Origin of the sequence: Lentzea kentuckyensis (assembly GCF_002150765.1) — a bacterium.
Lineage (GTDB): Bacteria > Actinomycetota > Actinomycetes > Mycobacteriales > Pseudonocardiaceae > Lentzea > Lentzea kentuckyensis.
Map to the genome: position 1 here is coordinate 1 of NZ_MUYM01000004.1, position 22,789 is coordinate 22,789.

General features: G+C 68.5%; 27 protein-coding genes and 1 pseudogene. 15 read left to right on the plus strand and 13 right to left on the minus strand.

The genetic code is table 11. The features are described from left to right. A pseudogene (locus B0F77_RS49605) lies at positions 1 to 87 on the minus strand (DNA-binding response regulator); the annotation flags it as partial. Continuing rightward, entirely contained in the window at positions 78 to 1,202 is a 1,125-nt protein-coding gene (locus B0F77_RS02475; protein WP_245847781.1) for a sensor histidine kinase, read from the minus strand. The gene B0F77_RS02475 and the pseudogene B0F77_RS49605, both read right to left, overlap by 10 nt. Before the next feature lie 191 nt (positions 1,203 to 1,393). Between B0F77_RS02475 and B0F77_RS02480 the strand changes: the two genes are divergently transcribed. Continuing rightward, positions 1,394 to 2,008, plus strand: coding sequence for a DedA family protein (locus tag B0F77_RS02480; protein ID WP_245847782.1), 615 nt, complete (start codon positions 1,394 to 1,396; stop codon positions 2,006 to 2,008). Positions 2,009 to 2,083: 75 nt separating this feature from the next. Here B0F77_RS02480 and B0F77_RS02485 read toward each other — a convergent pair whose 3' ends face one another. The 4 genes from B0F77_RS02485 to B0F77_RS02500 form a co-directional block, all read right to left on the minus strand. Continuing rightward, on the minus strand, positions 2,084 to 2,383 hold the full coding sequence (locus B0F77_RS02485; RefSeq protein ID WP_086661104.1) for a hypothetical protein: 300 nt from the start codon (positions 2,381 to 2,383) through the stop codon (positions 2,084 to 2,086). A 157-nt stretch (positions 2,384 to 2,540) separates the two neighbouring features. Continuing rightward, positions 2,541 to 4,763: a catalase/peroxidase HPI gene (katG, locus tag B0F77_RS02490; protein ID WP_086661105.1), complete on the minus strand. Its 2,223-nt coding sequence runs from the start codon at positions 4,761 to 4,763 to the stop codon at positions 2,541 to 2,543. Positions 4,764 to 4,781: 18 nt separating this feature from the next. Then, entirely contained in the window at positions 4,782 to 5,216 is a 435-nt protein-coding gene (locus B0F77_RS02495) for a Fur family transcriptional regulator (protein WP_086661106.1), read from the minus strand. A gap of 70 nt (positions 5,217 to 5,286) precedes the next feature. After that, the gene (locus tag B0F77_RS02500; RefSeq protein WP_086661107.1) at positions 5,287 to 6,687 is read right to left on the minus strand and encodes an aminotransferase-like domain-containing protein; all 1,401 of its coding nucleotides are present in this window, start codon (positions 6,685 to 6,687) and stop codon (positions 5,287 to 5,289) included. Positions 6,688 to 6,709: 22 nt separating this feature from the next. Between B0F77_RS02500 and B0F77_RS02505 the strand changes: the two genes are divergently transcribed. From B0F77_RS02505 to B0F77_RS02515, 3 genes are read left to right on the plus strand one after another with little or no spacing between them, the layout of a single operon-like run. After that, a complete protein-coding gene (locus tag B0F77_RS02505) occupies positions 6,710 to 7,600 on the plus strand; it encodes a DMT family transporter (RefSeq protein ID WP_211293633.1) in 891 nt (296 codons plus the stop codon). A gap of 42 nt (positions 7,601 to 7,642) precedes the next feature. Then, complete coding sequence (locus B0F77_RS02510) at positions 7,643 to 7,990, plus strand: MmcQ/YjbR family DNA-binding protein (RefSeq protein ID WP_086661108.1); 348 nt, start codon at positions 7,643 to 7,645, stop codon at positions 7,988 to 7,990. 58 nt (positions 7,991 to 8,048) lie between these two features. Continuing rightward, positions 8,049 to 8,723 (plus strand): SDR family oxidoreductase, encoded by a 675-nt coding sequence (locus B0F77_RS02515; protein WP_211293634.1) that lies wholly within the window; start codon positions 8,049 to 8,051, stop codon positions 8,721 to 8,723. Here B0F77_RS02515 and B0F77_RS02520 read toward each other — a convergent pair whose 3' ends face one another. Further along, positions 8,724 to 9,605, minus strand: a complete 882-nt coding sequence (locus tag B0F77_RS02520) for a serine hydrolase (protein ID WP_211293635.1) — start codon at positions 9,603 to 9,605, stop codon at positions 8,724 to 8,726. 150 nt (positions 9,606 to 9,755) lie between these two features. Between B0F77_RS02520 and B0F77_RS02525 the strand changes: the two genes are divergently transcribed. Genes B0F77_RS02525 through B0F77_RS02535 form a run of 3 tightly spaced genes read left to right on the plus strand, consistent with a single transcriptional unit; the run spans position 9,756 to position 11,340 of the window. After that, a complete protein-coding gene (locus B0F77_RS02525) occupies positions 9,756 to 10,178 on the plus strand; it encodes a hypothetical protein (protein WP_086661111.1) in 423 nt (140 codons plus the stop codon). After that, positions 10,175 to 10,399: a helix-turn-helix transcriptional regulator gene (locus B0F77_RS02530; protein WP_086661112.1), complete on the plus strand. Its 225-nt coding sequence runs from the start codon at positions 10,175 to 10,177 to the stop codon at positions 10,397 to 10,399. Before B0F77_RS02525 ends, B0F77_RS02530 begins: the two co-directional genes overlap by 4 nt. Further along, entirely contained in the window at positions 10,396 to 11,340 is a 945-nt protein-coding gene (locus B0F77_RS02535; RefSeq protein WP_086661113.1) for an NAD(P)-dependent alcohol dehydrogenase, read from the plus strand. Before B0F77_RS02530 ends, B0F77_RS02535 begins: the two co-directional genes overlap by 4 nt. Here the strand turns inward: B0F77_RS02535 and B0F77_RS02540 are convergent. Continuing rightward, complete coding sequence (locus tag B0F77_RS02540; RefSeq protein WP_086661114.1) at positions 11,298 to 12,479, minus strand: amidohydrolase family protein; 1,182 nt, start codon at positions 12,477 to 12,479, stop codon at positions 11,298 to 11,300. The genes B0F77_RS02535 and B0F77_RS02540 overlap by 43 nt on opposite strands. Positions 12,480 to 12,517: 38 nt before the next feature. Then, entirely contained in the window at positions 12,518 to 13,150 is a 633-nt protein-coding gene (gene ribA, locus B0F77_RS02545; protein WP_086661115.1) for a GTP cyclohydrolase II, read from the minus strand. Positions 13,151 to 13,243: 93 nt separating this feature from the next. Between ribA and B0F77_RS02550 the strand changes: the two genes are divergently transcribed. The 4 genes from B0F77_RS02550 to B0F77_RS02565 are packed head-to-tail and all read left to right on the plus strand — an operon-like array spanning position 13,244 to position 16,341. After that, positions 13,244 to 13,654 carry a 6-pyruvoyl trahydropterin synthase family protein gene (locus tag B0F77_RS02550; protein WP_086661116.1) on the plus strand — a complete coding sequence of 137 codons (411 nt, stop codon included), beginning with the start codon at positions 13,244 to 13,246 and terminating at the stop codon, positions 13,652 to 13,654. Next, complete coding sequence (locus B0F77_RS02555) at positions 13,632 to 14,603, plus strand: glycosyltransferase family 4 protein (RefSeq protein ID WP_245847783.1); 972 nt, start codon at positions 13,632 to 13,634, stop codon at positions 14,601 to 14,603. The genes B0F77_RS02550 and B0F77_RS02555 overlap by 23 nt, the downstream gene beginning before the upstream one ends. Beyond that, the gene (locus tag B0F77_RS02560; protein WP_086661118.1) at positions 14,600 to 15,379 is read left to right on the plus strand and encodes a class I SAM-dependent methyltransferase; all 780 of its coding nucleotides are present in this window, start codon (positions 14,600 to 14,602) and stop codon (positions 15,377 to 15,379) included. Before B0F77_RS02555 ends, B0F77_RS02560 begins: the two co-directional genes overlap by 4 nt. Further along, positions 15,379 to 16,341, plus strand: coding sequence for a lysylphosphatidylglycerol synthase transmembrane domain-containing protein (locus tag B0F77_RS02565; protein WP_086661119.1), 963 nt, complete (start codon positions 15,379 to 15,381; stop codon positions 16,339 to 16,341). The genes B0F77_RS02560 and B0F77_RS02565 overlap by 1 nt, the downstream gene beginning before the upstream one ends. On the opposite strand, the gene B0F77_RS02570 is transcribed toward B0F77_RS02565, so the two are convergent. Beyond that, positions 16,255 to 16,947, minus strand: a complete 693-nt coding sequence (locus tag B0F77_RS02570) for a creatininase family protein (protein ID WP_245847784.1) — start codon at positions 16,945 to 16,947, stop codon at positions 16,255 to 16,257. The two genes, B0F77_RS02565 and B0F77_RS02570, sit on opposite strands and share 87 nt — an antisense overlap. Further along, complete coding sequence (locus tag B0F77_RS02575) at positions 16,934 to 17,932, minus strand: zinc-dependent alcohol dehydrogenase (RefSeq protein WP_086661121.1); 999 nt, start codon at positions 17,930 to 17,932, stop codon at positions 16,934 to 16,936. The genes B0F77_RS02570 and B0F77_RS02575 overlap by 14 nt, the downstream gene beginning before the upstream one ends. Positions 17,933 to 17,973: 41 nt before the next feature. Between B0F77_RS02575 and B0F77_RS02580 the strand changes: the two genes are divergently transcribed. Both B0F77_RS02580 and B0F77_RS02585 read left to right on the plus strand, forming a co-directional pair. Beyond that, the gene (locus B0F77_RS02580) at positions 17,974 to 18,708 is read left to right on the plus strand and encodes a CDP-alcohol phosphatidyltransferase family protein (protein WP_086661122.1); all 735 of its coding nucleotides are present in this window, start codon (positions 17,974 to 17,976) and stop codon (positions 18,706 to 18,708) included. Beyond that, on the plus strand, positions 18,701 to 19,102 hold the full coding sequence (locus B0F77_RS02585; protein ID WP_086661123.1) for a DoxX family protein: 402 nt from the start codon (positions 18,701 to 18,703) through the stop codon (positions 19,100 to 19,102). Before B0F77_RS02580 ends, B0F77_RS02585 begins: the two co-directional genes overlap by 8 nt. Here the strand turns inward: B0F77_RS02585 and B0F77_RS02590 are convergent. Beyond that, positions 19,092 to 19,745, minus strand: coding sequence for a RibD family protein (locus tag B0F77_RS02590; RefSeq protein WP_086661124.1), 654 nt, complete (start codon positions 19,743 to 19,745; stop codon positions 19,092 to 19,094). The two genes, B0F77_RS02585 and B0F77_RS02590, sit on opposite strands and share 11 nt — an antisense overlap. 83 nt (positions 19,746 to 19,828) lie before the next feature. Between B0F77_RS02590 and B0F77_RS02595 the strand changes: the two genes are divergently transcribed. After that, positions 19,829 to 21,403: a sulfatase-like hydrolase/transferase gene (locus tag B0F77_RS02595; RefSeq protein ID WP_086661125.1), complete on the plus strand. Its 1,575-nt coding sequence runs from the start codon at positions 19,829 to 19,831 to the stop codon at positions 21,401 to 21,403. Between the two features lie 9 nt (positions 21,404 to 21,412). Here B0F77_RS02595 and B0F77_RS02600 read toward each other — a convergent pair whose 3' ends face one another. Further along, entirely contained in the window at positions 21,413 to 21,925 is a 513-nt protein-coding gene (locus B0F77_RS02600; protein ID WP_086661126.1) for a DinB family protein, read from the minus strand. 144 nt (positions 21,926 to 22,069) lie between these two features. Between B0F77_RS02600 and B0F77_RS02605 the strand changes: the two genes are divergently transcribed. Next, complete coding sequence (locus tag B0F77_RS02605; protein WP_086661127.1) at positions 22,070 to 22,789, plus strand: hypothetical protein; 720 nt, start codon at positions 22,070 to 22,072, stop codon at positions 22,787 to 22,789.

A 22,789-nucleotide genomic window follows, 5' to 3' on the forward strand; every position in this document is an offset into this window, starting at 1 on the left:
GGCCACGACGTCGTGGCCCTCCTCGGCCAGCAGGCGGATGAGGCCCTCGCGCAGCAGCGTCGAGTCCTCGGCCAGGATCACGCGCACGGCACCCTCGCGCAGATCGTGGTGGGACCGCCCCGCGGGCTGATCACCTCGAAGCCGCCGTCCACCGCCTTGACCCTCCTGGCGAGCCCGGACAACCCGCTGCCGCTCGGGTCCGCGCCGCCGACGCCGTCGTCCCTGACCACCACCACGATGTCCTGCTCGCTCTGCCACACCGAGATCTCGACGACCGACGGCGCGGCGTGCTTGGCCGCGTTGGTGACGGCCTCGGACACCACGAAGTAGATCACCGTCTCCAGCGCGGTGCCGGGCGACTCGCGCAGTTCGTTGCTGATCTCGACGCGCACGCTCGACCGTTCCGCCAGCACCTCCAGCGCCGTGTCCAACCCGGAGTCGTCGAGCACGGCCGGGTAGACCCGCGTCGCGACCTCGCGCAGCTCGTCGATGGTCTCGCCCGCGGTGTCGTGCGCCTGCCGCAGCAGCTGCTGGAGCTGCTCGTCGTCCTTCGCCCGCCGCGCACGCCCGATCAGCATCCCCAGCGCGACGAGCCGCTGCTGGACCCCGTCGTGCAGGTCGCGCTCGATCCGGCGGCGCTCGTCGTCGATCGCCTCGATCACCTCGGCCCGCGTGCTGGTGAGCACCGCGACCCGTTGGCGCAGCAGCGTTTGCTGACTGGTCCCGAGCATCGTGGTGGCGAGCCACTGGTCGAGCTTCGCCACCCCGGTGATCCCCGCCAGCGTGACGAAGATGAGCAACGTGCCCGGCACCGTCGCCACCAGGATCAGCTGCGTGTCGACCACGTCGCCGTCCCTGACCAGCCCCCACTTGCCGTCGAAGAGCCACGCCGTGATCATCGACAGCGCCGTGGCGATGAACAGCATCAGCATCGAGATCACCCCGACACCCATGCCGCCCACCAGCCACCGCACCCCGAGGTACCGCTGGCACCGCCGCGGCGTGAGCGGATCGGCGTGCGCCGCCTCGCCGTACCGCGCGATCCGGCCGAGTTCGAGTTGGGTCATCTTGACCACGCCGACGCCCAGCATCGCCGCCAACAGGTCGGGCAGGGCGGTCCACGCCCCCATCAACACGCCGTAGAACGTCCGGAACCACCCGCGCACCAGCGATCCCGCGCTGAGCTGCTCCTCCTGATGCACGTTCGCCACGGTACTGGCCACGATCAGCCCCGGCATTGCGGTTTCCCACAGTATTCCCCTGCGGTTTCCCACCCTGATTCTCAACGGTCCACCTCATGGCGCCCGCCGTTGTGAATTCCTAGCGTTGACCCCGACCCAGAACCATTGCTGCGAAAGGGAAATCAATGCTGGCTGAGTGGGCAGTGCACGTCATGGAAACGCTGGGAGGCTTCGGCGCGGCCGTGATCGTGGGCCTGGACAACCTCTTCCCGCCGATCCCGAGTGAACTGGTACTACCCCTGGCCGGCTTCTCCGCGAGCAAGGGCGTGTTCAGCCTGCCCGCCGCCCTGTTCTGGACCACCCTGGGCTCTGTGGCGGGCGCCATCATCGTCTACCTCGCGGGCATGCTCCTGGGTCGCGACCGCACCCGCCGCCTGGTGGCCCGCATCCCGCTGGTCGACGTGAGCGACTTCGACAAGACCGAAGCCTGGTTCACCCGCCACGGCACCAAAGCCGTGTTCCTCGGCCGGATGATCCCGCTGTTCCGCAGCTTCATCTCCCTGCCCGCAGGCGTGGAACGCATGAACTTCACGGTGTTCCTGGCGCTCACCACGCTGGGCAGCCTGATCTGGAACACCATCTTCGTCGGCGCCGGCTACCTGCTGGGCGAGAACTGGCACCGCGTGGAGGACTACGCCGGCATCTTCCAGAAGCTGGTGCTCGCCGCCGTGGCCGTCGCACTCGGCCTGTTCGTGGTGACGCGCCTGCGCCAGCGCTCGAAGGGCGACCCGGAGGCCACCGCCGTGTTACCGCGCGTCAAGCGATAAGCGTTGCAGCGCAACACAACCCGGACCCGAGTCCGACTGAGACTCGTCGCCAGCGCACCATGAAGCGTCTGCTGGTCAGGCGGGATCGGTGTACGAGATCGGCTTGCCGGTGGCGCGGGCATATGCGATCTCCCTGCTCGTGGACTCGCCGATGTACCCGCCGGGGTTGACGACCAGAACCCGGTCAGCCAGATCGATCTTGCGCAGGTGGAGAGCGTCCAGCGCGGCCTTCTGCTCGTCGGTGAGCAACTCGCCTGCTTCGCCCGGCGCGACGACGATGACACCTGCGAGGGTCAGATCACGGTTCGCCGCACGCATCTCGTCCACGAACCGCGTGGAGCCGCAGATGCAGACGATCTCAGGCCGGTCGGGCACGGCTCAGTCCTTCGGTCGAACGGGAGTTGTCAACGTGACCACGAGCCAGCAGTTGCGCACTGTCCGAAGTGGACCCGGAAGTGCTCCAGCTGTGGCTCCCGAAGACGCCGGTACCCCAGGCCGGGGGAGTGGCCTGGGGTACCGGGGAAGGGCTGGATCAGACGTCGTAGCGGTCCGCGTTCATGACCTTGTTCCAGGCCAGGACGAAGTCCGCGACGAACTTCTCGGACGCGTCGTCACTCGCGTAGACCTCGGCGACGGCGCGGAGTTCGGAGTTCGAGCCGAACACCAGGTCGTTGCGGGTGGCGGTCCACCGGACGGCACCGCTGGCGCGGTCGCGGCCCTCGAAGTTCTCCTGGTCCTCGGTGACCGACTTCCACTCCGTCTCCATGTCGAGCAGGTTGACGAAGAAGTCGTTGGTCAGCGTCTCGGGCTTGGCGGTGAGCACGCCCGCGGTCGAGCCGCCGTGGTTGGCGCCCAGCACGCGCAGGCCGCCGACCAGCACGGTCATCTCCGGTGCGGAGAGACCGAGCAGGTTCGCCTTGTCGATCAGCAGGTACTCCGACGGCAGCGGGGTGGCCTTGTTGCCGTAGTTGCGGAAGCCGTCGACGGTGGGCTCCAGGACGGCGAACGACTCGGCGTCGGTCTGCTCCTGCGTGGCGTCGGCGCGGCCCGCGAGGAACGGCACCTCCACGGAGTGGCCCGCGGCCTTGGCGGCCTGCTCGATCGCCGCGGCGCCGCCGAGGACGATCAGGTCGGCCAGCGAGACCTTCTTGCCGCCGGTCTGCGCGCTGTTGAAGGCTTCCTGCACGCCTTCGAGGACACGCAGCACCTGCGCGAGCTGGTCGGGCTCGTTGACCTCCCAGCCGCGCTGCGGCTCGAGGCGGATGCGGGCACCGTTCGCGCCACCGCGCTTGTCGCTCTGGCGGAACGACGAGGCCGAGGCCCACGCGGTCTTGACCAGCTGCGAGATCGAGAGGCCCGACTCGAGGATCTTGGCCTTGAGGGCGGCCACGTCGTCAGCGGAGACGAGCTCGTGGTCGACGACCGGCAGACGGTCCTGCCAGATCAGCTCCTCCTGCGGCACCTGCGGGCCGAGGTAGCGCTGGATCGGGCCCATGTCGCGGTGGGTCAGCTTGAACCACGCGCGGGCGAAGGCGTCCGCGAACGCCTCGTGGCTCTCCGCGAACTTGCGCGAGATCGGCTCGTAGATCGGGTCGAACCGCAGCGCGAGGTCCGTGGTCAGCATCATCGGCGTGCGGTTGAGCGTGCCGTCCTCGGGGTCCGGCACGGTGTTGGCGCCCGCGCCGTCCTTCGGCTTCCACTGGTGCGCGCCGGCCGGGGACTTGGTGAGCTCCCAGTCGAACTCGAACAGGTTCCGGAAGAACAGGTTCGTCCACTTGGTGGGCTGCTGCGTCCAGGTCACCTCGAGGCCGGAGGTGATCGTGTCGCGGCCCTTGCCGGTGCCGTGCGTGCTGATCCAGCCGAAGCCCTGCGCGTCCAGCAGCGAACCCTCGGGCTCGACGCCGACCAGCGACGGGTCACCCGCGCCGTGAGCCTTGCCGAACGTGTGGCCACCGGCGATGAGCGCGACGGTCTCCTCGTCGTTCATGCCCATGCGGCCGAACGTCTCGCGGATGTCGCGGGCCGCGGCCAGCGGGTCCGGGTTGCCGTTGGGGCCCTCCGGGTTGACGTAGATCAGGCCCATCTGCACCGCGGCCAGCGGGGACTCGAGGTCGCGCTCACCGCTGTAGCGCGCGTCACCGCCGAGCCACTCGGTCTCGGGGCCCCAGTACACGTCCTCGTCCGGCTCCCACACGTCCGCGCGGCCACCGGCGAAGCCGAAGGTCTCGAAGCCCATGGTCTCCAGCGCGCGGTTGCCCGTGAAGATCATGAGGTCGGCCCAGGAGACCTTCTTGCCCCACTTCTTCTTGACCGGCCACAGCAGCCGGCGGGCCTTGTCCAGGTTGCCGTTGTCCGGCCAGCTGTTCAGCGGAGCGAAGCGCTGCATGCCCGCGCCGGCGCCACCGCGGCCGTCGTGGGTGCGGTAGGTGCCCGCGCTGTGCCACGCCATGCGGATCATGAACGGGCCGTAGTGGCCGAAGTCCGCGGGCCACCAGTCCTTCGACTCGGTGAGCACGGCGTCGACGTCGCGGGCCAGCTCGTCGAGGTCGACGGTCAGGAATTCCTTGCCGTAGTCGAACTCGCCGCCCATGGGGTTGGCCTGGACGGGGTGCTTGCGGAGGATCCGGAGGTTGAGCTGGTTCGGCCACCAGTCGCGGTTGCTGCCGCCCTCACTGGGGTGGCTGCGCCGGCTGTGAGCGACCGGGCACTCACCCTGCTGCGACTCGCTCACCTTGGTGTCAGTGCTGTCGGACACGGGAATCCTTCCGGGTGTTCAGGAACTTTTCGCGGCGGTCGTGCACTCGGGGCAGGTGCCCCAGTAGATGACCTCGGCCTCGTCGATGACGAACCCGTGGTCGTCGGATGCGTCCAGGCACGGCGCGGCGCCGACTGCGCAGTCGACGTCGGCGATGGCACCGCAGGATCGGCACACGACATGGTGGTGGTTGTCCCCGACGCGCGCCTCATAACGCGCAACGGAGCCCTGAGGTTCGATGCGTCGCAACAGGCGTGCTCCGGTCAGTGCCCGGAGCACGTCGTAAACGGCCTGGTGGGAGACCGCGCCGAGGTTCTGACGCACGACACCGATGATCGAGTCCGTGTCGGCGTGCGGGTTGCTGTGCACGGCGGACAGCACAGCAATCCGCGGAGCCGTCACCCGAAGTGACGCTCCACGCAACATGCGCTCGAAGTCGGAAGCCGTGGGCACGGGAGCCACCCTGCCGTCTTTTCTGGATTGAGTCAAGTTAATGAACGATACAAGTCACCCGACCGGGTCATCACCGCACGTCAGACACGGCGGCCACGGCGTCGGCCAGCCGCCGCACGCCCTCGGCGAGCACGTGCTCAGGTGCGCCGCCGTAGGTCAAACGGAGAAAACCGCCCGGTGGTTCAGCGGCGAACCACGGCCGTCCCGGGAAGACCACCACGTCGCGGGCCGCGGCAGCTGTCGTCAGCTCCTGCTCGTCGACGCCGTCCGGCAACGTCGCCCACAGGTGCAGGCCCCCGGACGACCGCGCGACCTCGAACTCCGGCAGGTGCTCGCGGATCGCGCGGGCCAGAGCGTCGCGCCTCGACCTCAAGGACTGCTGGAGCGTGCGCAGGTGCCGGCGCCAGACCGGTGACGTCACGAAGTCGATCGCCGCCTCCTGCAACGGCCCGGCGACGTACAGGTCCTGCCGCGACCTGGTGTTCTTCAGCCGGGTGCCCGCCGGTCCGCGCGCCCCGATCACGGCCACGCGCAGCCCCGGCGCGGCGACCTTGGTCAGCGAGCGGACGTAGACGACGTGGCCGTCGCTGTCCTGCGAGGCCAGCGTCGGCGGTGCGGCGCCGTCGATCGTGAAGCCGCGCGCCCAGTCGTCCTCGACCAGGAACGCGCCGACTCGGCGAATGATCCGCATGACCTCGGGCCGTCGTTCGTCGGACAGCACCGCGCCGTGCGGGTTCGCGTGCAACGGCTGGCAGTAGAAGAGCTTCGAGCCGGTGCGTTCGAACGCGGCCTGCAGCAGGTCCGGCCGCACGCCGTCCTGATCCGCCGGCACGGGAACGACCTTGAGTCCCGCGTCGCGCGCGGCCGCGATCGCGCCCAGGTAGGTGGGCGACTCGACGAGCACGGTGTCACCGCGGTCACCGAGCCCGCGGAAGACCGTCGCGAGCGCTTCCTGCGCGCCCGCGCACACCGTCATGTCGCCGGCCCTGAGCTCGCCGCCCGCCTCTTTCGCGAACCAGGCGCGCAACTCCTCCTTGCCCTCCACCGGAACGCGCCCCCACGAGGCGGGCCGCCGAGCCGCCCGGCTCAACGCGGCGCCGAGTGCGTCGGCGGGCTGCAGGTCGGGGTCGAGGTAGCCGCTGGACAACGGGATGGCCTCGGGTTTCGGCACCGCGAGGAGGTTCGCCACGAGCTCCTCACCCGGCCTGCCCTCGCCGAGCGCGACAGCCTGCCACGACAGGTCGTGGCTGGTGGCGGGCGTGTGTTGCGCGACGTAACTGCCCCGGCCGGGACGCACCTCGACGAGTCCTTCTGCCGCCACGCGCTGGATCGCCTGCTGCACCGTCGCGGGAGAGGCCCGGTGCCGCGCCATCAGATCGCGCACCGACGGCATCCGGTCGCCCGCTCGCCCGGCGAGTGCCGTGGCTCTCAGGTCCTCGATAACGCGGACGGCTGCGTTATCATCATTCATGAGAGCCAAGAGTAACGTTATCTTGCCCGCAGGGGTAACACTCGGCGCGCTGGGCGTGCTGGGTTTCAGCTTCTCCCTCCCAGCAACCCGCTTGGCAGTGGCAGGTCTCGACCCGTGGTTCGTCGCGTTCGGCCGCGCGGCCGTCGCCGGCGCTCTGGCGATCGCCTACCTCGCGTTATCCCGTGCGCCACGACCTTCGGTAACACAGGTGCGCCGCCTGGTCATCGTCGCCGCGGGCATCGTGATCGGCTTCCCGCTCTTCACCTCCCTGGCCCTCACCACCCAGACCTCGGCCCACGGCGCCGTCGTGATCGCCGTCCTGCCCATGAGCACGGCGATCTGGGCGGTCCTGCGCGCCGCCGAACGCCCACCCATCGCCTTCTGGCTGGCCAGCGGCGCCGGCCTGCTCGCGGTGCTGGCCTTCGTGGCCACCGGCGGCGGTTTCTCCGGCTCCCTCGGCACCGCCGACGTCTACCTGCTGATCGCGGTGGTGCTGTGCGGCCTGGGCTACGCCGAGGGCGGCGCACTCTCCCGCGAACTGGGCGGCGCGCGAACGGTCTGCTGGGCGCTGGTCGTCGCGCTCCCCGTGACGATCCCGATTTCCTGCTACACAGCGGACTTCTCGCGCACCACGCCCGTCGTGTGGCTCAGTTTCGCTTACGTGGCCCTGATCTCGATGTTCCTGGGCTTCTTCGCCTGGTACGCGGGCCTGGCCGCGGGCGGCGTGGCCAAGATCGGCCAAATCCAGCTGGCCCAACCGGTCCTGACTCTCATGTGGTCGGCCGTGGTGCTGGGCGAACCGGTCGGCTGGCCCGCCCTTGCCACCGCCACGGTGGTGGTCGTGTGCGTCGTGCTGACCCAACGCAGCCGTGTCACGCCCACGGCGGTCGCCGTAGAGCAACCAGTTCGGTGAAGTCCTCATATACTGCTGCTCTTCCGCTTTTGGGGGTCGGCAGTGGCAACACGGGACAAGCAGCTCTTCAAGATCGTGGACGGGCTCGCCGAGGTGCAGCGCTCCTCCGGTCAGCAGTACGACACGTTCCGCGTGCGGGGCAAGATCTTCGGCTACTACTGGCCGCGCACGCAGACCGTCGGGCTGAAGCAGACGCTGTCCGAGCAGCTGGCGTTGGTCTCCGAACGACCGGACGTGTTCGAAGTGCAGTTCACCGCCGGCGGTTTCGGCTGGGTCGTGGTGTACCTGGAGGGCATCGAGGCCGACGAGCTGGCGGAGCTGGTGTTCGAGGCGTGGCGGTTGTCCGCGCCGGAAGAGCTCGTCGCCCAGGTGCCGGACCTCGCGCGCTGACCAGCGTCGTGAACGAAGGCTTGACCTCCGGCGAGCTGGAGGTTGCACCATCCCGGTTGTGAACGTGGTGATCACCGGTGGTGGCAGGGGTTTCGGACGCACGATCGCGCGGCGGTTCGCGGAACAGGGTGCGACGGTGGTGGTCACGGCCCGTGATCTCGTTGCCGCACAACGCACGAGCGATCTGCTACCGGACGCACACGCGCTGCGATGCGACCTGACGGACGCGGCGTCGGTCCGGCGTTGCGCCGAACAGGTGGGGGAACTGCTCGGTCATGTCGACGTGCTGGTCAACAACGGGGCCGCGTTCCTCGCGGAGTCGCAGGCGGATGACGACGCGATCGTGCGGACCATCCTGTCCGGTACGGCCGGAACGGTGTTGACGACCGAGAGTTTCCTGCCGTTGCTGCGTCGTTCCGAACGCCCGGACATCGTGACGATCGTGTCGCTGGAAGCCGAGTCGCGAAGCGATCCCGCGCACGTCGCGCACGCGGCATTCCACGCGGCCAAGGCGGGACAGGGGCGTTATGCGGAGATCATGTCGCAACGGTTGCGGCCCGAGGGCATTCGCATGATCTCGCTGTACCCACCGGACTTCGACAACGACGACGACGCGGCGCGCGAGGGTGTGCTCACCGCGCGGTCGGTGGCCGACTGCGTGCTGTTCGCCGTGAACCAGCCCCGTGACTGCTTCATCCGGTCATTTCACTTCGAGCCGATGCGGGTCCGCTGATCAGCGGAAGAGCAGGCGGGTGATCTCCGTGTCGGTGGCGCGGCCCGCGTCGTAGGCGCCCTCGCCCTTGAGGTTGTTCATGATCGCGAGCGTGTACCGCTCGTCCTGCCCGACGAACCCGACCGAGTTCATCACCCAGCCGCCATCCTCTTCGGACCAGCCGTTCTTCGCGCCGGAGTCAGGTCCCCAGACGCCCCACTGCTGTTCGGGGCCGACCTGCCGCATCTGCCCGACGATGTAGGTGCGGTCCTCCGCCGGCACGGTGTCGAGCACGTAGTTGATCAGGCGGTCGAGGTCGTTCGTCGTGCACTTCTCAAAGCCCCAATAGGGAAAACTGGCCGAATAACCCTTTTGGGCCACCAAATCGGTCATGCCGTACTTGGGGAACGCCGCGTTGAACGTCGCGCCGCCGTAGCGCTTCCACAGCGTGTCCGCCGCGTCGTCGTCGGAGCTGTGCAGCATGGCGGTCATCAGCCGGCGGTCGTCCGCGGTCAGCGTGATCTTGCCGGCCCGGTTGCGCTCCAGCAGGTTCACCACCATCGCGAGCTTGATCGTCGACGCCGTCCACGTCATGTCGTCCGCGTGCTCGTTGCGCCACGTGACCCCGGCCTTGCGGTCGCGCAGCACGATCCCGACGCTGCCCGGCCTGGTCTCGGCGTAGTTGCGCGCCTCCACGATCCGCTTCTGGAAGCCGCACTCGAAGCCGCTGTCGGGCAGCGGGCACACCTCGGGCGTGGCGACCATGGGCGCGGCCGCCGGGGAGGGGGCGGGCTGCGACGACGACGGTGGTTGCGTGCTGGTACCGGCGGGCGGTTCCGCCGGCGCGGCCTGGCCGCACGCCGTGAGGGCAAGCGCGCACGCAACAAGGATCGGACGGAGCATGTGTCGCACGCTAATGGGTCCGATCGGAGGCAGTCGACCGCCATACGGACGCGCTGATCAAGTCACAGCATAAGTCAAAGATGTTTGACACGGTGTCTGCTTCGCTTTACCTTGGTCGTGTCAGGTTTCTTTGACATCAGGAGCTGGACCATGGCGGTCGAGGAGAAGCGGGCGTGGGCGCTGGCCATCACAGCGGTGGTCGGCTATGCCGCATATGTACTGGTCGTCCTGCTTGGGGCGGACGGGAGACCGCTCGTCGAGGCGCCGTACGCGGGCGCGCTGCTGTGGACGATCGTGTTCGGGATCGTCGTCGGCATCGTGACCGGGATCTGGTTCGGCATCGCCGCGCGCAACGACGGCATGCAGACCGACGAACGCGACCGCGAGATAGGCCGGTTCGGTGACCACGTCGGCCAGTCGTTCGTCATCATCGGCGGCGTCTCCGCGATGGCGCTGGCGGTGTTCGAAGCGCCGTACTTCTGGATCGCGAACGTGCTCTACCTGTGCTTCGTGCTGTCCGCGGTGCTCGGTTCGGTGGCGAAGATCTTCGCTTACCGGCGGGGGATGGCATGAAGCCCACGAAGGTCACGAACTCCATCCGCGCCCTGCGGTTCGCGCACGGCGAGATGAAGCAGGCCGACCTCGCGTCGGCGATCGGGGTGACGCGGCAGACGTTGATCGCCATCGAGCAGGGGAAGTACTCGCCCTCGCTGGAGGTCGCGTTCAAGATCGCGCGCGTGTTCGGGGTGTCGCTCGAAGAGGTGTTCCAGTACCCGGAGGAGGAAGAGCTGTGAAGGCTGTCGTGCAACGAAGATACGGATCGGCAGTGCTCGGTGATCTCGATGTGCCTGTGCCTGGGCAAGGGCAGGTTCTGCTGGAGGTGCGGGCCGCGGGCGTCGACATGGGCGTCTGGCACCTGCTCACCGGCAAGCCCTACCTGGTGCGGGTCATCGGGTTCGGGTTCCGCGGGCCGAAGTCGCCCGTGCCGGGACGCGACGTGTCCGGCGTGGTGAAGGAGATCGGGCCTGGTGTCACCGAGTTCGACCTCGGCGACGAGGTGTTCGGCACGTGCGAGGGGTCGTTCGCCGAGTACGCGGTCGCGCCGGTCGCACGGCTGGCGCGCAAGCCGCGGGGCATCTCGTTCACCGAAGCGGCCGCGGTGCCGATCTCGGGTGGAACCGCGCTGCAGGGACTGCGCGGAGTTCAAACCGGGCAACGGGTTCTGGTGCTCGGCGCCGGTGGCGGCGTCGGGTCGTACGGGGTACAGATCGCGAAAGCCCTTGGCGCCCACGTGACCGGCGTGTGCAGCACACGCAAGGTGGATTTGGTGCGCTCGTTGGGCGCGGACGAGGTTTTCGACTACACGGTCGCAGACTTCACCGGCACGTACGACCTCATCCTGGACTGCGGCGGCGGCAGACCGTTGTCCAGGCTGCGCAAGGCGGCCAACGAGCGCGGCAGGATCGTGCTGGTCGGCGCGGAGACCGGGGGATCGATCACGGGCGGGTTCCAGAAGTCGCTGGGATCGGTCGCGCTGAACCCGTTCTCCTCGAAGAAGTTCGTGCCGCTGATGTCCACCGAGCGCGGTGAGGTCTTCGACGAGCTGCGTCTGATGATCGAGGCGGGCAAGCTGAAACCCGCGGTGGACCGGACTTTCCCGTTGTCCGAAGCACTCGACGCGATCGAGTACGTCTACTCGCGACGGTCGCGCGGCAAGGTCGTCGTCACGATCTGACCGCCGATGATCACGGTGGTCACGTCGTGCAGAGCCGTGATGTCCCGCATCGGATCACCCTGCACAGCGATGATGTCCGCGTCCCAGCCGGGTCTGAGCATTCCCTTGGTGACGCTGAGCGCCCTCGCCGCCTGACTCGTGGCCGCGGCCAGCGCGGCCTTGTTCGGCACACCGCCCTTGACCAGGTCGGTGACGGAGTAGGCGATCACCCCGTGCCCCTTGCCGCCTCCGATGCCACCATCGGTGCCGGCGACGGTCCTGACGCCGTGGTCGTACATCAGGCCGGCCATGCTGACCTTGCCGGCGTAACTCATGCCGATCTTGTCCCACGCCTCCCTGATGAAGGGCGGCGGTTCCTGCGTGACGCCGAGCGTGTGGCAGACCGTGATCTCCGCCTCCGCCAACGCGTCCAGCAGGTCCGCGGGGACGTGCATGCCGTGATCGGTCAGGCACGACAGGTGTTCGATTCCGTCCACACCCGCGGCCACGGCCCGCTGTGCCGAGGCGAGGCTGTGGGAGTGGGCGGTCACCGGCAGCCCGTGCGCGTGGGCCTCCTCGACGACGACGCGGAGTTCGTGCTCGGTGAACTGGCAGTCGGAGACGTTGCTACCGGGCGTCGCGAAGCCGCCGCTGGCCATGATCTTCACGACGTCGACCCCGCGCTCGGCCCGCTCGCGGACGGCCCGGCGCAGTTCCTCCTCGCCACAGGCTTCACCGCCCATCGACCAGCAGTGACCCCGCTTGCAGGTGATGGGCGGGCCGGAGCCGAGCACGCGCTGCCGGTGGCGGTCCCGCTGGTCGATCACGGACCACTGGTGGTCGCCCAGGTCGCGGACCGTGGTGACGCCGGCCTTGAGCTGGCGGTGCAGGCTTTCCGCGATCACCGCGTCGAGCTGGTCGGCGGTGTAGCCGGGCAGGCGGTCCAGCGCGCCGTTCTCACTGTCCGCGCCCAGGTGGACGTGGGTGTCGATGAGTCCGGGTAGGACGGTCGCGGTGCCGAGATCGACGACCTCGGCACCGGGTACGTCCGGAAGACCCTGCTCGACGGCCTTGATCGTGCCGTTCTCGGTGATGACCGTGACGGGACCGGCAAGCGTTCGCTCACCGTCGAAGGCACGCCCTGCTCGCAGCGCCAGCATCGAGACATTCTGAGCGCCACATGCTGGGAAAGCAACGGTCAGCGGGCGTGCGGCAACGGGAAGGAGTCGACCTGCGGCAGATCGTGACCGAGCCGGTCGCGCTTGGCCGTCAGGTACGCGATGTTGTGCGCGTTGGGCGTCATCAACGACGGAACCCTGGCGGTCACCGGAATTCCGTTGGACTCCAGGGCCGCGATCTTGTCCGGGTTGTTGGACATGAGGCGCACCGACTGAACCCGGAGGTGGCGCAGCACGCGGGCGGCGGGGGTGTAGTCGCGGACGTCCACGGGCAGGCCGAGAGACGTGGCCGAGTCCAGCGTGTCGAGACCCTGGTCCTGCAGGACGTGCGTGCGGATCTTGTCGACCAGGCCGATGCCACGGCCCTCGTGGCCGCGCAGGTAGACGAGGATGCCGCTGCCCTCGCGCACGATGGTGTTCAGCGCGGCGTCCAGCTGTTCGCCGCACTCGCAGCGCATGGCGGCGAAGATGTCGCCCGTCATGCACTCGGAATGGATGCGAACGAGGACGTTCTCGCGCAGCTTCGTCTTGCCGTAGACGAGCGCCATGTGCTCGTGGCCGTCCGCGCGGAACGCGACTGCGCGGAAGGTGCCACGGCGGGTCACCAGGTCGGACTCCGCTACGTCTTCGTCGTTGAAGGCCTGTTCGAACATCTCGGGTCCCCTCGTCCACACGGCGCCTCCCGAGCGTGCAGCTACGCTCGGATGGAGATCGCACCGTAACCCGACCGCACAGCGGAGGTCATCCTGTTCAGCATCACCGTCCGCGATCACGTGATGATCGCCCACAGTTTCCGCGGCGAGGTCTTCGGTCCGGCACAACGTCTGCATGGAGCAACGTTCCTGGTGGACGCTACGTTCAAACGTGCTGAGCTCGATTCGGACAACATCGTTGTCGACATCGGACTCGCCACGCAGGAGCTGGGCAAGGTCCTGGCCGCGTTCAACTACCGCAACCTGGACGAAGAACCGCAGTTCGCGGGCATCAACACGTCCACGGAGTGGCTGGCGAAACACATCGCCGACCAGCTCGCGGACCGGATCTCCGAGGGTGCTCTGGGTGAGGGTGCTCACGGCATCGATGCGATCGCCGTCACACTCCACGAGTCCCATGTGGCGTGGGCCGGCTACGAACGTGCACTTCGTACTGCCGGCTGACGTCGACGATCCGGACAGTCCCAGCGGCGGCAACGTCTACGACAGACGGGTCGGTACAGGCCTCAACCGACTGACCGTCGCTGGTGACTGGCCGCGACCGAGTGATGCCACGGCGTTGGAGCAAGCGCTTGCGGGAATCCCGGACGGGGACGTCGTGCTCCTCGACGGCCTGGTCAGCTGCGGTGTACCCGAAGTTGTCGTGCCGCACGCACGACGGTTGAAGCTCGCCGTGCTGGTGCACCTGCCGCTGGCGGACGAGACCGGGCTCGATCCCGCGACCGCCGCGCTCCTGAACGAGAAGGAACAGCAGGTCCTGCGGGCCGCGAGCGCGGTCATCGCGACCAGCCCGACGGCGGCGCTCGACATCAGGAACAGGCACGGGCTCGACCACGTCCACGTCGTGCTCCCCGGCACCGATCCGGCGCCGGAAGCGACCGGCACGGACGGCGTGCACCACCTGCTCTGCGTCGCGTCCATCACACCCCGCAAGGGCCACGACCTGCTGGTCAGAGCGTTGCGGAAGATCGACGTCGACTGGCGGCTGACGTGCGTCGGCCCACATCGGCCGTTCCTCGCCCAGCTCCCGCGAGACGAGCGCGTCAGCTATCCCGGACCACTCACCGGTGAGGCTCTGAGCAGCGCGTATGCCAGCGCCGACCTGTTCGTGCTGGCGTCACGCAACGAGACCTACGGCATGGTCGTCACCGAGGCGCTCGCACGGGGTTTGCCGGTCATCGCGAGCGCGGTGCCGGACGCGCTCGGAGACGGCGGCCTGCTCCTCCCGCCGGGCGACGAAAATGCATTGGAAGCTGCACTAACGCGCTGGTTCCAAGATCAGGAATTCCGGGCGGAGCTGCGCGCCAGAGCGATCACCAGACGGGTCAATCTGTCCACTTGGGACGAATCCACAGAGGACCTGCGGAGGGTGCTGGCTAGTCTGCGGCCATGACCTTCGCCCCGGAATGGCTGGCACTGCGGGAAAGCGCCGACGCGTCCGCACGCTCGACGGAGCTCGTGGACGTGGTCCGCGAAACTCTGGTGAACCGAAACCCGCTGACGATCCGTGATCTGGGTTGTGGCACGGGATCGATGGGACGATGGCTCGCCGGGAGGCTCGGCGGCGTACAGCACTGGGTGCTGCACGACCGCGACCCCCGGCTGCTCGGGCTGGCGGAGGCCAGCATGAGCGAGCTGAAGGACGTCACCGTCGAGACGCGGCAGGGGGACCTGACCGCGCTCACCGCCGCTGATCTCGCGGGCGCTGACCTGGTCACGTGCTCCGCACTGCTCGACTTGCTCACTTCTGACGAGATGAACGCTCTGGCGGTTGCATGCGTAGAAGCACATGTGCCCGCACTGTTCACGCTCTCGGTGGCAGGCCGGATCGACATCGAACCGGCCGAGCCGCTCGATGCCGCCTTCCAGGACGCGTTCAACGCTCACCAGCGCCGCGTCGTCGACGGGCGCAGGCTCCTCGGGCCGGATGCTCCGGCCGCTGCTGAAGAAGCATTCGTGGCAGCCGGAGCTTCGGTTCGAACGGCTTCGAGCCCCTGGCACCTGAACGCCGACGCCCTGCTCGGGGAGTGGCTGAAGGGCTGGGTCGGTGCGGCGGTCGAGCAGGAACCCGCACTCGCCGATGAGGCGTCCGAGTACCTGCGCCGCAGGTCAGAGGCTTCCGCGGTGGTCCACCACGTCGACCTGCTAGCGATACCGAGGGCTGTGTGATGAAGAAGTTCTGGCCGTGGCTTCGCCTGTTGCTGGCGGTGGCGATCCTGGTGGCCATGGGCGTGCGCCTGGGCACTGGAGCGTTCCTGGACGGACTGCGCGCGATCGACGCGTTCTCCGTCGCCGCCGCGCTGGCGATCGGGTTCGTGACGACGTTGCTCAGCGCCGGTCGCTGGGTGCTCATCGCGCGCCGCCTCGGCCTGTCGCTGTCCCTGCGCACCGCGGTCAGCGACTACTACCGCGCGTTGCTGGTCAACGCCGTGCTGCCCGCGGGCGTGCTCGGTGACGTGCACCGTGCGGTCAACCACGGCCGTGAGTCCGGCGACGTCGGACGAGGCGTGCGCGCCGTGTTCTTCGAACGCTTCGCCGGACAGATGGTGCTCATCGGGATCGGGCTCGCGGTGCTGTTCCTGCACCCCGCGCCCGGCCTCGACCTCGGGCTGAACGGCATGGCCGCCGGTCTCGTGCTCGTCGGTCTGGTGGCGCTCGTCGCCGTCGGCTGGCGCATCAAGCCCGTGCGGAAAGTCCTGGTCAACACCCTCGCGGACGGCATCCGGCTGCTCTCGCTGAAGACCCTGCCGGCGGTGCTCGGGCTGTCGGCCGCGACGGTCGCCGGCTACGTGGCGATGTTCGTGGTCGCCGCCCGCGCCGCCGGGTCGGACGCCACGATCACGCAGCTCGCGCCGGTCGTGGTGCTGGCCCTGCTGATCATGGCGATCCCGGTCAACATCGGCGGGTTCGGGCCGCGCGAGGCGTTCCTCGCGGTGGCGTTCAGCGCCGCCGGACTGGGGGCCCAGCACGGCTTCACCACGGGCATCGTCTACGGCGTGCTGGCGTTGATCGCGGCGCTGCCCGGCGCGGTCGTGCTGTTCCTGTCACGCCGTACCAAGGTCGAAAAGTCCGAGGTAGTGGCCGAAGGACTCGGCCAGCCCCGCGAGCAGGAGCTCGCCCTTGCGCGCTGACGCGAGCGAAGGACGCCCGATGACGCCGGACGACGTGTACGGCGCCAGACCCAGGGTGAGCATGTGCCGCCGGTCCTCCGCCAGGTGGTCAGCAGTCTCGTAGCCGGGCCGGATGAGATCGGGGTGGGCGTGCAGCAGGATCGAGGTCTCCAGCTCACCCGCGTGCATGTCGCTGTACGCCGAGGTCTCGATGCCGGCCTTCTCCCGCGCGAACGCCCAGTCGTCGCGGCCGGGGAACAACGCCAGGCCCTGCGACTCCTGCACGATGTTCGACAGCACGTAGTTGCCGCCGTGGCCGTTCACCAGCACCAGGCCGGTGACCCCGGTACGCCGCAAAGAGTCCGCGATGTCCGTGACCACTGAGATCAACGTGCTCGCGGAGATGCTGACGGTGCCCGGCCAGTCGGCGTGCTCCTGCGAGCACGAGAACTGGATCGGCGGCAGCAACCGGACCGGGTGCCGCGCCGCGATCTCCGACGCGATGGTCCACGCGATCACCGAGTCCGTGGCGAGCGGCAGGTGCGGGCCGTGCTGCTCGGTGCTGCCGACCGGGAGCACGGCCACGCGCTGGTCGCGGACGTCGACCGTGGTGTCACGAGGAAACATGGCTGTGTCCATTCTCCTTGGGACCGTAGTCAATCCGGTGGCACAGCGCCGGAATCTCGCCGTCGGCCAGCTTCGGCATCACGTCCGGGAGCTCCTCGAACGCGCTGTGGCCCGTGATGAGCGCGTCGAACCGGTCGTCGTCGAGGAGGTCGAGCGCGAGCGCCATGCGTTCGGCGTAGCTGCGGTCCGGGCGGCCGACCGTGCCGACCTGGCTGCTGCGGATCGTGAGCCGCTTCGAGTGGAAGAACTCGCCCAGCGGCACGGCGATCTTCCGGTCCCCGTACCAGCTGAGCTCGACGACCCGGCCTTCCGGCGCGAGCAGGTTCAAAGCGGTGGTGAGGCCGGGTTCGGTCGCACTGGCGTGGAAAACGAGATCGCAGCCGTCGAGAGCGTTGTCCGGCAAGGCGAAACCCACACCGAGCTGGTCGGCGACGGCCTGCCGGGCAGGATCCGCGTCCACCAGCTGGACGCGAGCGCCGGGGAACGTCGCCAGCACCGCCGCGATGCTCGACCCGACCATGCCACCACCGACCACCGCGATCCGGTCACCGATCAACGGATGCGCGTCCCACACGGCGTTCACGGCCGTCTCGACGGTGCCCGCGAGGACCGCGCGACCGGCAGGAACCGCGTCGGGCACGACCGTGACCGAGCTTTCCGGGACCACGTAACGAGTCTGATGTGGATAGAGGCAGAACACCGTGCGCCCACGCAGTTGTTCGGGCCCGTGTTCAACCACGCCCACGTTGAGGTACCCGTACTTGACCGGCCACGGGAACTCGCCCTCCTGGAAAGGAGCCCTCATCGTCGCGTACTGGTTCTCCGGCACGCCACCGCGGAAGACGAGGGTCTCCGTGCCACGGCTCACGCCGGAGAACAGCGTGCGCACCTCGACCTCACCCGGACCGGGCCCGGCCAGCGTGACCTGCCGGACTTCCCCTTTTCCGGATTCATTGAGCCAAAAGGCACTCGCCGTACGTGTCACTCACAACACCTCCGCCGCACGAAGTCCACTAGGGGCACCTGATGATCACACTTCAGCACACCAGGACACCTGTTGTCGTTCGGGAGCCTGCCGCGTGGGCGATCGCCCAGGTGCTCCTGCTGGGCGTGGTCGGTGTCACCACCGGTCTCGGACCGCTGGGCTGGGCCGCCGGTCTCGCCTACGGGTTCGCCACGTGGGCGTTCCTCGGCTACGGCATGCAGCGGCACCGCACCAGGTCGCTGGGCCCGGCTGACCGGGTCACGCTGGCCCGCGGCCTGATGGTCGGCGCGGTGACCGCGCTGGTCGCCGATCGCGCTGGTCAGGACGTTCCGGTGACGCTGGTCGTGTCCTTGGCGGCCGTCGCGCTGTCCCTCGACTGGGTGGACGGTCAGGTCGCGCGCCGCACCGGCACCTCGTCCGCGCTCGGTGCGCGGTTCGACATGGAGGTCGACGCGTTCCTGATCCTGGTGCTGAGCGCGTACGTGGCCGTGCACATGGGGCCGTGGGTGCTCGCGATCGGGCTCATGCGGTACGTGTTCGTCGCCGCGTCGTGGCGTTTCCGCTGGATGAACGCACCGCTGCCGGCCAGCTACGCGCGCAAGGTCGTGGCCGCCGTGCAGGGCATCTTCCTCGTCGTCGCGGCCTCGGGGCTGCTCCCGTTCGCGGCGGTTCTCGTCGGCCTCGCGCTGGCGTCGCTGGTGTGGTCGTTCGGCCGCGACGTGCTGTGGCTGTGGCGTCACGCCGGAGTCGCGGTGGCAGGATCCGGTCATGTCTGAGCAGACCTCGACCGCGGCGAAGATCGGCAACATCGTCGTCTGGATCCTGCAGATCGCGCTGGCGCTCCAGTTCCTCAAGAACGGCTACGCGCTGTTCACCGACGACTTCGTGAAGAAGTTCGACGACATCGGCTTCGGCCAGTGGTTCCGCTACTTCACCGGCGTGCTGGAGATCGGTACCGCGATCGGCCTGCTCATCCCGCGCGTGTGCGGCATCGCGGCGCTGGGCCTGGCCGGCATCATGGGCGGCGCCGCGCTCACCGAGTTCTTCCTCGTGACCAACGGTGGTCTCGACGACGCGACGATGCCCCTGATCTTCATGGTGTGGGCGCTCGTGATCGCGGTCTACCGCCGCGAGCAGATCCTCGGACTGCTCAAGCTCGTCAAGAAGTGATTTTCGGGAAGTAACGGAGCACCGCGACGTCTCCGACTTTCGTGACGTCCTCCAGGTGGAATCGGCGCGCCGGTCCACCGGGGAATTCGGCGGGATTCACGAAACGCGGAGCGGTCGCCTGCCCGATCAGCATCGGTGCGACCGCCACCCTGATCTCGTCGGCCAGTCCGGCTTGCAGGAACGCCGTGTGAATGCTCGTGCCGCCTTCGACCATGAGTTTTCGCACGCCGCGTGCGCCGAGATCGTCCAGAATCTCTGAGAATTCGCTGAAGGTTTTGACTTCGGCCAGGTGGTCGACCGTGGTCGTCGGGTTCTTGGTGTAGACCAGCCTGGTGCCGCCGCAGTGCCAAAATCGCAGCTCAGGGTCCAACTGGCCACTCCTGGTGACGGTGACCCGCAGTGGGAACTCCGGTTTGCCGTCCGCTATTCTCTGCGCGCGCCGCTCGTCGCTGTAGACGAGCAGGCGTGCGTTGTCGCGTCGTAGCGTCTCCGCCCCGGCGAGAATCGCGTCCGACTCCGCGCGCATCCGGTCGACGTGATCGAAGTCCTCGGCGTTGGAAAGCGGAAACCTCTCGGTGCCGCGATCGTCGATGTGGCCGTCGAGGCTGACGGCGACGCTCAGCAGAACGTGCGGGCGGGTCACGGACTCGATGGTAGTGCAGTTGAACCGGACGCGGGTCGCCGTGCGTTTATCTCATAGGTCAGGAAAGGGGAATCTCGGTGAGGATGTTGCTGCGGCGGACGGCCACGGTCTTGGCAGGGCTGTTCGTGTTGTTCGTGCTCATCGCACCGAGCGACCTGGAGAAGTTCACCCCCGAGGCGTTCCTGCGGGTGCCGCTCGAGGGTCTCGTCGGAGTCATGGTGCTGGTGCTGCTGCCGGACCGGTTCCGCAAGCCGGCCGCGATCGTCGGCGGCGTCGCGCTGGGCGTGTTCACCATCGTGAAGATCATGGACATCGGGTTCGACATGGTGCTGTACCGGCCGTTCGACCTGGTGCTGGACTGGCCGCTGCTGGTGCCCGCGATCGACTTCGTGGACGTGACGTTCGGCCGCTTCGCCTCGGTCCTGGCCGTGGTCGCGGCGGTGGCGCTGGTCGGCGGGATCGTGTTCCTGGCCTCGGTCTCGGTGCTGCGGCTCAGTTCTGCCGCCGCCGGCCGGCGTCCGGTGGCGATCCGCGCGGTCGCATTGGTGGCGGTGGCATGTGTTTCGCTTGCGCTGCCTGGGATTCCGGTCTACTCCGACGCCGCCGCGACCTCGTTGGTCGACCACGCGCGGCGCGTTCAGGCCGGGCTGCACGACCAGGAGGTGTTCGCGGAGGAGTCCTCGGTCGACGCGTTCCGCGGCCACCCAGGGCTGCTGTCCTCGTTGCAGGGCAAGGACGTCGTCATCAACTTCGTGGAGAGCTACGGCAAGTCGGCGCTCGACATGCCGGAGGTCGCCGCCAAGCTCGCCCAGGGCAATGATCGTCTGAAGGCGGCCGGCTACACGGCCAAGTCCGCCTACCTGACGTCGCCGACCGCCGGCGGCGGCAGCTGGATGGCGCAGGCGACGCTGCTGTCCGGGTTGTGGATCGACAACCAGCAGCGCTACCGCAATCTCGTGGCCTCGGACCGGCTGACGCTGCCGCGGGCCTTCCGCGAGGCGTCGTGGCGTTCGGTCGGCGTGGTCCCCGGCATCACGCAGGCGTGGCCGGAAGGCGACTTCTTCCACTACAACAAGGTTTATGCCGCGCAGGACCTCGGTTACAAGGGCCCGCGGTTCGGCTACGCGACCACGCCGGACCAGTTCACCTTGGAGTCGTTCCAACGCAACGAGCGCGCCAAGCAGGACGGCCCGGTGATGGCCGCGATCCCGATGGTCTCGTCGCACGCGCCGTGGTCACCGACCCCGGACTCGGTGGAGTGGGACAAGCTCGGCGACGGCTCGATCTACTCGACCATGCCCGCCTCGAACGACCCGCCCGAGTCGATCTTCGGCCGCGACCCGGCGGCCGTGCGCGGCGACTACGCGCACTCCATCTCGTACTCGCTGGAGTCGGTGGTCTCGTGGCTGGAGCGCTACGGCGACGAGAACCTGGTGTTCGTGTTCCTGGGCGACCACCAGCCGGCGCAGATGGTGACCGGTGAGGGGGCGTCGCGGGACGTGCCGATCACCATCGTCGCCAAGGATCCCGCCGTGCTCCAGCGCGTCGAGGCCTGGAAGTGGGACGACGGGATCAGGCCGGGAGGATCGGCCCCGGTGACGCGGATGAGCGACTTCCGGGACCAGTTCCTCTCGACCTTCTCGCCACCGAGGCCCTGAGAAGGAACCTCAGCCCATCGTCTTCTGGCCGTCGATCGTCTCGCGGATGATGTCCGCGTGGCCCGCGTGCTGCGAGGTCTCGGCGATGATGTGCACCAGCACGCGGCGCGCCGACCACGTCTTGCCCTCGGGGAACCACGGGGCGGCCGGCAGCGCGTGCGCCAGGTCCAGGTCGACCGTCTCGACCAGCTTGTCGGTGTAGGCCGCGACCTCGTGGTAGCGCGCGAGGAGACCCTCCAGCGTGTCCTCGGGCTCCATCCGGAAGTTCTTCTCGTGGTTCTCGTGCGTGTCGGCGGTGGGCTCCATCGCCGACGTGCCCTCCTCGATGAACCGGATCCAGTTCCCTTCGACCCGCGTGACGTGCTTGATCAGGCCGCCGATGGACAGTGCGCTGACCGTCGGCGACGACGCCGCCTGCTCGTCGGTCAGACCCTGCGCGGTGAACGTCAGGAACCAGCGGTGCTGGCGCAACGTCTCGAGCAGGTCCGCGCGCTCGCCGGTGAGGGTCTCGGTGGTGGTCATCGTCCAGTCCTTCGCTCGTTTGTCCCGACATGAAGGACTGTATGACCACTTGCGGTCAGGTTGTGTCCTAGACGAACGGCCGCTCAAGCGAAACTTGAGCGGAATTCGAGTGATCGGACCCTGACCTGCTGCGAGACTCCTCGCATGCGCCTCGCCCTGTCGCTGCTGCTGGTCCTGGCCGGGTGCACTGCGGCGCCCGCTGACCCGGTGGCGTTGCTCGGCCGGTGGCTCGACACCATCCGCGAGCAGGAGTCGGTGCGGTTCAAAGTCGAGATCGAGGTCGAGGGCGACGATCCGCGCCGGCGCACGTTCGCGGGCGTCATGCACGTCAACAGGAACGGGGGCGCTGTCGCGCAACAGGACGTGACAGCGCACGTGCAACAGCGGTACGGCGTCACGGACTACCGCGCGGTGAGCCTGGACCAGGACGTCTACCTGCAGCACGACGACCTCACGCTGCCGCCGGGCAAGACGTTCGCACGGCTGGAGACCCAGGGCATGAGCTGGTGCTGGAACTACCTGACGGACCTGTCCCTCGCCGAGATCGACTACCACCCCGGCAACGTGTTCCGCGACCTCGACCGCGAGACGATCCGCCTCGTCGCGCACGACGACAACCGGTTCGAGTTCAGCGCGGGCGGAACGCCGCACTCCGGCAGTTACGTGCAGGGCGACGTGCGGCTGGTCGTCCTGGTGGACGACGAGGACCGCGTGGTCAGGGCCGAGCGCAGTGGGCCGTCGGTCGATCGGCAGCGGGAGCGGAGCGTCGCCGAGTACAGCCAGTGGGGTACCGCAGCCGACGTGCTGCGGCCGGTGGACCCGTCAGTGGCGAAAGCGGCCGAGGTCGTCGTCCACGAACGTTAG